At 40.1% G+C, this 12,383-nt stretch carries 14 protein-coding genes; 12 read left to right on the forward strand and 2 right to left on the reverse strand.

What is annotated here, in order from left to right; all coding sequences use genetic code 11:
• Positions 1 to 172: 172 nt before the first annotated feature.
• The 10 genes from R7Q48_RS23230 to R7Q48_RS23275 all read left to right on the forward strand — a co-directional run bounded on the left by R7Q48_RS23230 (position 173) and on the right by R7Q48_RS23275 (position 8,284).
• Positions 173 to 766: a hypothetical protein gene (locus R7Q48_RS23230; protein WP_213987838.1), complete on the forward strand. Its 594-nt coding sequence runs from the start codon at positions 173 to 175 to the stop codon at positions 764 to 766.
• Between the two features lie 140 nt (positions 767 to 906).
• Positions 907 to 1,383: a GNAT family N-acetyltransferase gene (locus tag R7Q48_RS23235; RefSeq protein WP_024702472.1), complete on the forward strand. Its 477-nt coding sequence runs from the start codon at positions 907 to 909 to the stop codon at positions 1,381 to 1,383.
• 134 nt (positions 1,384 to 1,517) lie between these two features.
• Positions 1,518 to 1,955, forward strand: a complete 438-nt coding sequence (locus R7Q48_RS23240; protein WP_140071608.1) for a hypothetical protein — start codon at positions 1,518 to 1,520, stop codon at positions 1,953 to 1,955.
• Positions 1,956 to 3,141: 1,186 nt separating this feature from the next.
• Entirely contained in the window at positions 3,142 to 3,549 is a 408-nt protein-coding gene (locus R7Q48_RS23245) for a hypothetical protein (protein WP_054577321.1), read from the forward strand.
• Positions 3,550 to 3,760: 211 nt separating this feature from the next.
• A complete protein-coding gene (locus tag R7Q48_RS23250; protein ID WP_256903425.1) occupies positions 3,761 to 4,180 on the forward strand; it encodes a hypothetical protein in 420 nt (139 codons plus the stop codon).
• 157 nt (positions 4,181 to 4,337) lie between these two features.
• Positions 4,338 to 4,955, forward strand: coding sequence for a LysE family translocator (locus R7Q48_RS23255; RefSeq protein WP_256903426.1), 618 nt, complete (start codon positions 4,338 to 4,340; stop codon positions 4,953 to 4,955).
• A gap of 139 nt (positions 4,956 to 5,094) precedes the next feature.
• Positions 5,095 to 5,592 carry a hypothetical protein gene (locus tag R7Q48_RS23260; RefSeq protein ID WP_256903427.1) on the forward strand — a complete coding sequence of 166 codons (498 nt, stop codon included), beginning with the start codon at positions 5,095 to 5,097 and terminating at the stop codon, positions 5,590 to 5,592.
• Between the two features lie 182 nt (positions 5,593 to 5,774).
• Positions 5,775 to 6,206: a hypothetical protein gene (locus R7Q48_RS23265; protein ID WP_256903428.1), complete on the forward strand. Its 432-nt coding sequence runs from the start codon at positions 5,775 to 5,777 to the stop codon at positions 6,204 to 6,206.
• A gap of 144 nt (positions 6,207 to 6,350) precedes the next feature.
• Positions 6,351 to 7,721, forward strand: a complete 1,371-nt coding sequence (locus tag R7Q48_RS23270; protein ID WP_256903430.1) for a P-loop NTPase fold protein — start codon at positions 6,351 to 6,353, stop codon at positions 7,719 to 7,721.
• Between the two features lie 104 nt (positions 7,722 to 7,825).
• The gene (locus R7Q48_RS23275; RefSeq protein ID WP_256903431.1) at positions 7,826 to 8,284 is read left to right on the forward strand and encodes a GNAT family N-acetyltransferase; all 459 of its coding nucleotides are present in this window, start codon (positions 7,826 to 7,828) and stop codon (positions 8,282 to 8,284) included.
• A gap of 127 nt (positions 8,285 to 8,411) precedes the next feature.
• Here R7Q48_RS23275 and R7Q48_RS23280 read toward each other — a convergent pair whose 3' ends face one another.
• Positions 8,412 to 8,609, reverse strand: a complete 198-nt coding sequence (locus tag R7Q48_RS23280) for a hypothetical protein (protein ID WP_102248951.1) — start codon at positions 8,607 to 8,609, stop codon at positions 8,412 to 8,414.
• 860 nt (positions 8,610 to 9,469) lie between these two features.
• Here R7Q48_RS23280 and R7Q48_RS23285 point away from each other — a divergent pair.
• Entirely contained in the window at positions 9,470 to 11,002 is a 1,533-nt protein-coding gene (locus tag R7Q48_RS23285; RefSeq protein WP_318132508.1) for an endonuclease NucS domain-containing protein, read from the forward strand.
• Between the two features lie 147 nt (positions 11,003 to 11,149).
• Positions 11,150 to 11,596 (forward strand): GyrI-like domain-containing protein, encoded by a 447-nt coding sequence (locus R7Q48_RS23290; RefSeq protein ID WP_130545448.1) that lies wholly within the window; start codon positions 11,150 to 11,152, stop codon positions 11,594 to 11,596.
• A gap of 186 nt (positions 11,597 to 11,782) precedes the next feature.
• Here R7Q48_RS23290 and R7Q48_RS23295 read toward each other — a convergent pair whose 3' ends face one another.
• A complete protein-coding gene (locus R7Q48_RS23295) occupies positions 11,783 to 12,085 on the reverse strand; it encodes a hypothetical protein (RefSeq protein ID WP_038892255.1) in 303 nt (100 codons plus the stop codon).
• Positions 12,086 to 12,383 lie beyond the last annotated feature (298 nt).

The following is a 12,383-nucleotide window of genomic DNA, read 5'->3' on the forward strand; positions in this document are numbered from 1 at the left end:
TAGATATTTACAAATCGTAGTTAGTTAACAAACTGTTTAAGAGTGATTCGCAACGCGTGGCATTTTTACTATGCGTTGCGTTTGGTGTTTAAGGTGGTTTGCGGCAGCTCTTGTATTGCGTTGCTCACACCTTAACAGGGCGTTAGGTGATAGGTACATTGGAGTATTTAAGTTGGATGATCCAAAAATATATACAGCTATAGTTGGTGTGATTGCTGCGTGGGTAACAGCAGCATTTGCTTTCTTCAATATGCTTAATACAAAGCATGCTAAGACATCCGAGTTTAGGCAGCAATGGATTGATAAGTTACGGGATGAGACTGCGGAACTACTCAGTACAAGTATGCTTGTCAGCCATTTGAATAAAGAAAGAGCTGAATTGATACAAAATGGTTCAGAAAAAAATAAAGCAGAAATCAAAATCAAAGAAAAAGAAATTTTGGACAGCTTTCAAAAAATAATGCGATTGAGAGTTACAATTTCGCTAAGAATTAATAAAAATGATAAAAATGCGAGTTTACGTAACTTAAACAACGAGTTTTTATCATGGCTAAATAACGTTTCGTGTATGGCAGATAGCCAAGATTTTGAAAGTTGCAAAAAATGTGCAATATCAGCACAAAAAATCGCTTCCCAAATCCTTAAAAAGGAATGGGAGCGAGTTAAGACTGGTGAGTTGGCATTCAAGTTAACAGTATTCTTATGTGTGCCATTTTTGATTGTAGGACTAACTGGTATTGTCTATTTGGTTACAAAAATCACCTAACAAACTGTTTAAGAGCGATTCGCAACGCGTGGCATTTTTACTATGCGGTGGTTTTAGTGTTTAAGGTGGTATGCGGCAGCTTCGGTATTGCGTCGCTCACACCTTAACAGAGCGTTAGGTGCTTGAAGGAAAAGGTAAGTATGGAAATTGCTTTTCGACAGATAAACATTGATGATTTCGAATTATGCGTTGCTGCGAGAAAAGATGCGTACTTTTGTAGTTTTGGGCATTACGATGGTTTCGACGACTTCATCAGTGGTTATCGTGAACGCGTCTTAGATCGGCTAGCAACATCAGGATGGTTCTATATCCATATATTTGTGGATGGTCAGTTTGCAGGGCAGTTAGAGTTTCGTAGCTTCTCTCCCGAGCCTGAAACTGGCTATGTGCATCTCATTTACTTGAAGCCTAGTCTTCGTGGTTCAGGACTTGCTCCAAAAGTGCAGGATTATATTGTAAGCACTTTGAGTAAAGCGGGTTGTTTGCGTGCTGTACTTTCAGTAAGTCGAATTAACCATCGAGCTCTCACATTCTATAAGCGCCATGGTTGGGAGTTCGTGTGCAAGAACCCCAAGCACGATGAAACAGACTTTTACCAACTTTGGCTACGCACCTAACAAACTGTTCAAGAGTGATTCGCAACGCGTGGCATTTTCAGTATGCGTTGATTTTAGTGATTAAGGTGGTATGCGGCGGCTTAGGTATTGCGTTGCTCACACCTTAACAGGGCGTTAAATGGTAGAGGTAAATAATGAGAAATATCGATATGTTCAACCTTACAGTTGCAGAAATTGCTGGGCTTTGTTACGAGAACTTCCCTCATCGAATAGACATTTCTACACATAATATTGCTGAGAAGTTAGCGAACTACTACGAAATAGATGCAGGCAACACTGAAGAGGTCGCTAATTTCATTTATGAATCGACAGAAATGGTGGAGTCAACAGCAAATTGGTTAGAACAAGCCGGTTATATTTGGGTTGAGGCTCAATCAGATGGTTCGTTTTACAGTGTTACACTAACTCCGAAAACTCTTGAACTAATGAATATGGTTCCAAACTCGCTTCAGGAGTCGATAGGCTCAAAACTTGTTTCAGCGGCATCCGAAGTGTCTAAGCAAGGGGCAATTTCAACAGTAGTAACGATGTTGGCTGCCGGTGCAAAGTTAGCTGTTGGGGCTGCCATTTAACAAGCTGTTCAAGAGGGATTCGCAACGCGAGGCATTTTTATTATGCGTTGGTTTAAGTGATTAAGGTGGTATGCGGCAGCTTTGGTATTGCGTTGCTCACCCCTTAACAGAGCGTTAACTTACTGCATATAAATCAGCGTTTTAAAGCTAGTTTGAAATCTGATTTTTACATCAATCAACGTGCTTGTGTAAGTTGCTTGCGAAAGCGTCAAAAGTCGTCAAAGTTCTTCTGGTTCTGGTTCTGGTTCTGGTTCTGGTTCTGGTTCTGGTTCTGGTTCTGGGTTCTGGGTCCTGGGTTTTTAGTTGGCGCTATTGGCAATGGTGAGCGGCGAAAATAGCAATTCCAATCCAAGCATCGGTGGATGAATTTCCGTGAGACTCTCAGGATGGCATTAATGGTTCAAATTCAAGCCAGTTCAAAGTTCGGCGTAGTTCCAAGGAAAGTTTCACTTTTCAGTTGTAGAATCACTTAGTAAACAGGCTAAAGTATTGAAAGTAATAAGTTAACAAGGCGTTCAAGAGGGACAGTCAACGCGTGGCGATTTTAGCTCTAGTGTTGGCATTTGTGTTTATGGTGGTAATTTGAAGTTTAGTGGTAGCGCGTTGCTGCCCCTTAACGCGGCGTTATGCGACAAGGCAAAATTTTTAGGTTTCTCTAAATTTTATTTCTTTGGCCAATTGCTTTTGGGTTTCGGCAAATCAGCATTTTCGATCCAAATTCTTGAATCCCTCAAACCGCACAACATGCAAAAGTTCGTGAAGTTGCCTCATTCAAAATTGTATTTGGTCGGGGAAAGTTTTTCGGGCGTAAAGTGTGGAAAGGGCAAGTTTACGGAAAGCTGGTGTTTGTTGATATTTTGGCTCGTTTAGTTTCTTACAAGCAAAAGCCAAATCGTCGCTTTAAAGTCGTGTTCTGTGCTCGTGGGAAGCCTTTCAAGAAATGTTGATTCCGTTGGTTCTTGAATCACAAAAAGTTATCTACGCGTTTGTAGTTTTCCATGTTTAAGGTAATGTTTTCGTTAGCCAATTTAGCGTTTGCGTACAAATCGCATAACAAACAATTTAAGCAGATTCGCAACGCGTGGTAGTTATGGTTTGCAGTGCGTTTTGTGTTTAAGGCGCAATGCGGCAGCTTTTATATTGCGTTGCTCACTACTTAATTGGGCGTTAGCTGTTTGAGGGAAAAATGAGAAAATTCGATAAGCCGCTATTCTGGCTGTATATAAAAACAAGAGACTCATTGTTGTCATCTTTTAAGGGCTTTCTGGGAATGCTTTTAGTGTTGATCGGGGCAGCAGTAGTTTTAGGTAATGAATCCCCTGAGAATGTCTGGATTTCGGTGGGAATCATTTTATTAGTATCTAGTCTTCCAGTCTCAATGGGCTTGATGATGGTAAAGTTCAAATTTAAGAGCTTTGCTGGATCAATACCTACCGCAGAACTAGCGTACTTCTTACAGCACGATGAAGGTGCAAACTCAGATAAAGCTGTGAGAGGTTTATTTTCGTTATCCCTATCTTTTATGATTTACCTTTGGTTTACGATGGTAGCTATCGCAGCTCTTGGTATGTTGGGAGCAAAGCTCGTGTTGTAAAACACAGCTAACAAACTGCTCAAGAGGGATTCGCAACGCGTGGCATTTTTACTATGCGTTGAATTTAGTGATTAAGGTGGTTTGCGGCGGCTTAGGTATTGCGTTGCTCACCCCTTAGCAGGGCGTTAAACGACATATGGAGGCTAATCAGGTGAAATTGAGTTTGATAGCTTTGCTGTTATGTTTTAGTTCATTTTGTATTGGAGGCAATTTGGGTAAAGGGAAAGAAGACACCCAACACTTATTTGACTCGGTGCTGCCTTTTGCGGAAAAAATGTTAGCTGAGTATGGAGAGTTTCATCCATATGGTGCAGCGATGACTTTAACTGGAGAGGTTGTTGATGTATCGGTCTTCGAAGGGAGCGAATACCCACCTTCATCCGAGATCATTGATTTGCTCAATTCTGCCTTTCTTAAAGCAGCTGCAAATCGACAATATAGCACCACCGCGGTAGTTTACGATGTTCGTATTATGCTTCCTTCAGGTAAGGCTTCAGACGCAATAGCCGTTAATCTTGATCATAATTCTGGCTATTCTATTGTCGTGTATTTGCCTTACAAAAAAGTAAACCAAGCTATAGAGTACGGTGAACTATCAGTTCAAGAAGGTCGTGGAGCAATATTTAATTAGGCGCGTGATATGTGCGTTTAACAAACTGTTCAAGAGGGATTCGCAACGCGTGGCACTTTCACTATGCGTTGGTTTAAGTGATTAAGGTGGTGTGCGGTGGCTTTGGTATTGCGTTGCTCACCCCTTAACAAGGCGTTAGTTTTATGGAGGAAATATTGTGGAAATCTGGAAGTTATTGTTCTTTATACCTGCGTGTTTTGCGCTCAATATGACTCCTGGTCCAAACAATCTATTGTCCATGAACAATGCTCGTTGTTACGGTTTCAAGTCTGCTTTTATTGCTGGGCTTGGTCGTATTGCTGCATTCGCTGTAATGATTGCTTTGGCTGCTTCTGGCTTAGCAGTCGTGCTCTATGCTTCTGAGACTCTATTTCTAACGATCAAAATTGTGGGCGCGGCTTACTTGTTGTGGATTGCCTTTAATCTTTGGCGTTCGGAAGCAAGTCCTGTTTCTGAACTAGAAAATACTCGCAACCGATTAGGTTTGGCTAAACAAGAATTTCTGCTAGCCGCCGGTAATCCAAAGGCGATCTTAATCTTTACCGCCTTTCTACCACAGTTCGTCGATGTTTCAGCGAGTGTAAATAAACAGTTCTTCGCTTTAGGGGCTACGTTCTTAATTTTAGAACTGGGTGCAATATCGATTTATGCGATATTTGGAATGTACCTAAGGCAGTGGTTTACGAAGCCGAAAATGGCAAAGCGTTTCAATAGAGGTTGTGCAACTTTTTTGGCTATGTCTGGAGCAAGCTTGTTACTGAGTCGCCAACAATAAAACTAACAAACTGTTTAAGAGTGATTCGCAACGCGTGGCATTTTTACTATGCGTTGGCTTTAGTGTTTAAGGTGGTATGCGGGAGCATCGGTATTGCGTTGCTCACACCTTAACAGGGCGTTATGCGCCAGGAGAAAAAATGCACAAGCAATTAATTCGTTATATGAAGTCTATTACAGATCTAAAGGAGGCTAAAGACTACCTCAATTTATACGTTAATAGCGATGAACCACTAATAAAAAGCGCCGCAGAAATCGCCTTTATAGTTTCTTATTGCAAGCCTTTTTCCGGAAACAAGGAACCAACAAAAGGCGTTCCAAATGAACTGCCTAAGAAATCTCTCAAGACGCTAACGGTTCAAGAAAGAGATATACATAGTATTTTGTTGCAAGAGTATCGAAATAAAATGGTGGCTCACTCTGAGTTGACACACCTTGAACCTGAAATCGAAATTTTTGAACAGGGTACTGCAATAAAAGTAAAGCATAAGCGAACGAACTATTTACTAGATCGCTTATCCATTGATGATACATTTTGTCTAGTAAACAAGCTCATAAGCAACACGGAACACTTTGCACAAGAGTTGACTAAAAAAGTAGGTGATGGGGTATTCTCGCTAGTTGAATCAGACGCATAACAAAGCATTCAAGAGTGATTCCCAACGCTTGGCACTTTTGGTGTAAAGGTTGGGTTTTGTGTATACGGTGATATGGTTAAGGTTGGTGGTCGCGTTGCTCACACCTTAATGCGGCGTTAGGTTTTCGGAGTAACATGAAGCAAGTAATATTTATCTTGTGTACTTTGATGTCAGGAGTAGTAATGTCTGAGGGTTTGTTTTTAAGCTCATATAATAAAGTGTCTGATCGTTATGCAATTCTCGATGAGTTTGACCAATCTGGAGTGCTTTACTTAACTAAGCCAGGGACTCAAAAGCCAGAACGAGACGCTGTCGCATACATTCAGTATGCTCCTGTATCCGAGGACGCTTGGAAACAGAAAATGAGGGCAGGAGAACCGCCGCAATTACATGAAGGTCTAGCTTCTGAAGTAGCAGTTATCGCAAAAACAGCAGAGCAAGATTTTAGCTTCTTATGGTCGGCTGATGGTAACTCAGTAGCCTTACTTTATAAAAATGCTCCTATAGCTTTCGTTAGTCAAAATGAAAAGTATGGCTTTAGTAAAGCGGTAGTATCAGACTCACCAATTGTTTCTATGTGGGATACAGATAAGTTTAACGAACTATTTGAGTAAAAACCTAACAAACTGCTCAAGAGTGATTCGCAACGCGTGGCATTTTTACTATGTGTTGAATTTAGTGATTAAGGTGGTTTGCGGCAGCTTCGGTATTGCGTTGCTCACCCCTTAGCAGGGCGTTAAGCGATAAAGAGGATTTATATGAAACTTATAGTTCCAGAGCTAGAAATTAATGAGGACTCTCCGTTCTCTAGTGATCTTTTTGAAAGAGAGAAATTTGCGGAAAAATTAACCAACCTTATTCGAAATGTTGAAGATAACTTAGTTATATCGCTAGATGCTAATTGGGGAGAAGGAAAAAGTACTTTTATAAGAATGTGGCGTCTCCATCTAAAAAATCAAGGTATAAAAACAGTTTGCTTTGACGCATTCAAGAATGACTATAGCAACGATCCTTTCCTAGATATTGCTGGAGAAGTATTTTCATTTACGGATACAGAGTTTTCGGAAAATGATGAGATAATCAGCTCAAAGGGGCAACTAAAAAGTAAAGCGGTTAATGTAGGTAAAAGACTTGTGGGTTGGACGGCAAAAGTCGCAGTAAAGACTGCAACTTTGGGCGCTATAAAGGACTCTGATATTGAGGAGTTACAAGATGTAGCAAAGGACATCTCAAAAGATAGTGGTGATCTAGTTTCTAATGTTATTTTAGACCGTTTGAATAATCATGAAGTCGATAAAAACTCAATTGAGGTATTCAACAAAAATATCGAAGAACTGGGTACGAAAATTAGAAATGCTCAGGGATTCCCTTTGCTAATTATTGTTGATGAATTAGATCGTTGTCGTCCTAGTTATGCCGTAGAGACCATCGAAAAAATCAAACATTTGTTTTCAGCTAAAAATGTAGTTTTCGTGTTAACAATTAATAAAAAACAGCTTCAAGAGTCAATTCGTAGCGTTTACGGAGAAATAGATGCTGCCACTTACCTGAAAAAATTCATACATTTAGAGGCTAGTTTACCGAGACGTCATGGCTATAATCAAACTAATGATTATCTCCAGTACTCATCTTACTTGTATCGCGCTTTAGACTTTCCTGATTGGTTAACTAAAAATGGAGATGATATATGTCGAATTTTCGCATGCTATGCTGAGTACTATAATCTAACACTGCGTGATATGGAAAGGGCGTATACTAACTTAGCTATATATTATGCATCAGTAAGTGAGAATACCATCAACTACTTGCCTGTAATTTGTTTTCTTTCAATTATAAAAGTTAAGTCAACAGTATCTTTCAAAATGTTGAAAGATGGTAAATATACTTATAATGAGTTTGAAGAGGAATTCTCTATTCAAAACATATCGAAAGATTACTACCGTGATGTTTACCCTGAGTATTTTACTACTTGCTTTAAGTTCTTCCTCTATAATGATGAAGAATACCAAAAAGAAAAACAAAGTACGGACTTGCAATACATGAATTTGGGGGGAGCTTCTATTTCTCGTAAAAAAGTAATTCCATGGTATTGTGAGCAAATTGATGCGTTCAACGTAAATATCGCTTAACAAAGCATTTAAGAGTGATTCGCAACGCTTGGCATTTTCGCTTCGCTCAAGTATAGCCAAGCGTCGCTCACACCTTAATGCGGCGTTATGTGCTCGGAGGGAATATGGAAATTCAGAAGGTCCTAAAATCGGACTTAGAAGCAGTGACAAGGCTTGTTTCAGAGGTCTCAGACAAGGATGTGCTTCCATTGTTTAATGAGCAGGGAAAGCAAGAATATAAGGACAGAGTTTTACCTGACCTAGTGACAACTTTTGACCATGAGAAGTTTTCATCCGTTAAGGCCGTATCAAATGGGGAAGTCCTTGGTTTTGCTGCTTTACGTGATGGGAATTATCTAACACATTTATTTGTTGCTAATTCACAGCAAGGTTCAGGTTTAGGTCGTGCTTTATTGAATCATTTGCTCAATCAGACAGATGCTCGTGAAGTTAGCCTGCGTTCATCGGTGAATGCTGTTGAGTTCTACAATCGTAATGGTTTCGTAGCAACAGGTGAAGAAGCCGAGTTCAACGGAATTAGGTTCGTACCAATGTCTTTAGTACGCACATATCAAAGCATTTAAGAGTGATTCGCAACGCTTGGCGGTTTCGCTTCACTCAAGTATAGCCAAGCGTCGCTCACACCTTAATGCGGCGTTATAGCGAAGATTGAGAGCCCTAACACAAATATATTAGGGCGTCAGAGGTCGGTTAGTCTATCGGGTACGCATCTTCATAATGGTCGTCACAAACAGGGTGATCTTGGACGTAACTAGTAGCTGGATTTTCACAAAACTCGCATTCAGCACCTTTAGGTGGTCTAGTTTCATCACAATATACACAATAGCCATCTTCTTCTGGATATTCGGTACCGCAGTCATCACATGTAATATAGTTATCTTCTGACATATCGCCTCCATCAATAGTGTAAGTCAGAGTTATGGTTTATCATAAATAAACCTAATATAAAATAGGCTTAATCTATTGATAATTAGCTTTATTATAGGTTTGGTATGCCTGTCGGAAAATCGCTATAACAAAGCATTTAAGAGTGATTCGCAACGCTTGGCAGTTTCGCTTCGCTCAAGTATAGCCAAGCGCTGCTCACACCTTAATGCGGCGTTAGTCGCCAGAAAAAGCTAGCAATCAAAATCATGTTTCTAAGCTCAAAACTTGGCTGCTGATCGTTCGGTTCACAGGTTCATCGTTGTTGGTCCAAACTCATTTTCAGCTGTTTTAAGTCCAAAGCTTTGTAAGTGTATTAGCGGTTGTTTTGTTCTTTGGTGCTGACAGAGCAGAGCAATCGAGCGTCTGTTCTTGGTTGCAATTCTGCCCGGTGAGTTTGTTGGTTCAAAAGCAGATCTACTCGCTGAAAAGTCGTCTTCTCTGGTGTTGTAAGTTCCACGTGCTTTCAGTGACTTTGTTGAAAGTCCGCACTGTTAGATTGGTTTTCCAAAAGCGCTTTTTTGTGTTGTCAGTCCGTTTTCTACGGCGTTTTATGTTCCAAGTGGTTTCATTGAGTAGCTGCTTTGAGACTACGCCTGACTTAAATGCATCAAAGCACATAAAGTTTGTTGTTCGCAAAGTTTAGTTCGGCTTAAAATTGTCGCTCGGTGCCTTGCGACTAACAAACTGTTTAAGAGTGATTCGCAACGCGTGGCATTTTTACTATGCGTTCATTTTGGTGTTTAAGGTGGTATGCGGCGGCTTAGGTATTGCGTTGCTCACCCCTTAACAGGGCGTTATAGCGCATAGTAGGAGAATAATTTGTGTCTATAAATGAAAATGTGATTCGAGATAAACTGGCTAGTAACTTAGAAGTTCTTGAATCCGGGTTAACTTTGATTGAAACAGAATTCCGATTATCAAATGATTTTGGAGCAGGCGGTAGAATCGATATTCTAGCAAAAGACGAGTATGGCCAATACGTAGTCATTGAACTGAAAAAAAGTGACCAGGCCGCACGTCAAGGGATACATGAGTTATTCAAGTATCTTTCTATATTAAGTTTTCAGCTTGGTGTTGAGCCTAAGTCAATAAGAGCGATGTTAGTTTCGACAACTTGGCATGAACTAAAAGTTCCATTTTCTGAATACTTAAAAATCACCCCATATCATACTAAAGGTATCCAACTAGAAATTGATGAGCTTGGAAATCCAATTTCGTCACTAGAGGTAGATACTGCTCCAGATCTTAATCCTATTAGTTATTCTCCGATGCAAAAAATTTATTTCTATAGGAGTGAGTTTGAGAGAGAGCGTAATATTACTAAAATCTCTGATGCGTTGAAGAAAGTTGGAGTAATAGATCACTTTTTGCTTACTTGTGATCACGATAAGAGCGACAAAAGGGTTATATACCCATATGCTATATATATAGTGTTCTCATCACCACTGTTAACACTCTGTGAGCTAGAAGCGAGTAAACTGAAAGAGGCAATTGATTGGGACGATGAATTAGATCAACTCGATGAAAACTTTTTAGTAGCAATGCCGCATTCTGGTTTTTCATATGATGACGCCGAAATTGGTTATCCAGAGAAACTCAAAAACATCAGTGATAGTTGGAATATAAAAGTATCTTTGCGGAATGGGCGATTTACTGAAAATCGTGACCTCGTCTCTGATGATGATCTAATAAAAAAAGCGATGTACATTGAGGGCGGTTCATCTTTTTATTTAACTAAGATGATATCCCCACAATTTTCACAGCAATGGTTAGAGCTAATAGCTAATATGGAGCAAGTAGCTTTAGGCAATGTGTTTTGGTCGAAATCTATACCTGCTGTAATGAAGAGCATTGAACTCTCTGATGAAAATGCAAAAGTCTCATGCCATATTTTTAATTCGGCTAACACTCCTATTTCTATATTTGGACTAACGAAAGGTGTCTTATACTATCTACCCACCTTCCAACTTATTAGTAAAGAATCAGAAGGCGTTCGATATGTATTTAGTTTGTTTTCTTGGGGAGGGAGATTAGTTTCATCAAATCCTTTGGATTTCTTTGAGCGTGTTTACGGTTCAGTTGATACTTGGTTAACGTACCAGCATTTTGGTGAGCAATTCACATTTGATGATAAAGCTAGGAATATTTTGAATATTGATTTCCCATTGTTTGAAGTTTGGGCACCTAATCATGGTGAAAAAGTTGTCTCGAAACTGAAAGTTAATAAGAATCAAGAAATGGTTCGTTATGAAATTAGGCAAGTGCCTGAAGGTGACGTCATGCGATTTATTTCCCAAAACAGAGCCTTTCTGTCAAATTACTCTAACTTGATGGAAAGTATAGGTTTAAGGTGACATTGCGCTATAACAATCTGTTTAAGAGTGATTCGCAACGCGTGGCATTTTCACCATGCGTTGCATTCAGTGTTTCAGGTGTTATGCGGGAGCTTCGGTATTGCGTTGCTCACACCTTAACAGGGCGTTATGTAAATGGAGTAAAAAATGGAAGTCGTTGAAGTAAAAGGGTTTGAAGTCCAAGGTCTAATCCTAAGAACCCGCAATGAAATTGAAATGACCCCCGAGACGGCTAACATTCCAAAGCATGTTGAGTATGTCGACTCAAATCTAGTCATTGATTATCAGGCTGGAGCCAGAGCATATAGTGTTTACTGTAATTATGAGTCAGATGTGAATGGATACTTTGACGTATTAATGGGTTCGGACGAAATCTCATCTTCAAATGTTGAACTGTCATCAGTATCTGTACTTTCTGGCTCTTACCTAAAGTTTGAATCCGAAGGTGAGTTTCCTGCTGCCGTTATTTCTGCGTGGCAGTCGGTTTGGTCTTACTTTAGCTCTCAGAGCTGTGAACATGAAAGGGCATATACAACAGATTTTGAGCACTATGAAAGTGCTAGCAAAGTTAGTGTCTACATTGCGCTGAATTAATTTACATAACAAAGCATTTAAGAGTGATTCGCAACGCTTGGCGTTTTCGCTTCGCTCAAGGATAGCCAAGCGCCGCTCACACCTTAATGCGGCGTTAGTCGCCAGAAAAAGCTAGCAATCAAAATCATGTTTATGAGCTTAAAATTTTGCAGCTGTTTGCTTGGTACACCGATTAATCGTAGATCATCAGAGCTTAGTTCTAGCTGTTTTAAGTCCAAAGTTTTGTACCTGTCCTAGCGGTTGTTTTGTTCTTTGGTGCTTATAGAGTAGGGCAATCGAGAGTCTATTTTTGGTTGCAACTCCGCTCGGTGAGTTTGTCGGTACAATAGCCGATTTACTCGCTGAAATGACGTTTTCTCTGGTGTTGTAAATTCCACGTGGTTTCAGTGACTTCGTTGAAAGTCCGCACTGTGAGATTAGCTTTTCAAAAGCGCCTTTTGGTGTTGTCAGTTCGTTTTCTGCGGCGTTGTTTGTTCCAAGTGGTTTCATTGAGTAGTCGCTTTGAGACTACGCCTGACTCAAATGCATCAGAGCACATAAAGTTTGTTGTTCGCAAAGCTTAGTTCGGCTTAAAATTGTCGCTCGGTGCCTCGCGACTAACAAACTGTTTAAGAGTGATTCGCAACGCGTGGCATTTTTACCATGCGTTGGTTTTAGTGGTTAAGGTGGTATGCGGAAGCTTCGGTATTGCGTTGCTCACACCTTAACAGGGCGTTATGTACTTTGGAGAAAATATGGAAGTAGTCGCTACGGAAAAACACGTCTCAGAATATCCCAATCCGTTTTA

The sequence above is a fragment of the Vibrio sp. 378 genome, assembly GCF_033339435.1.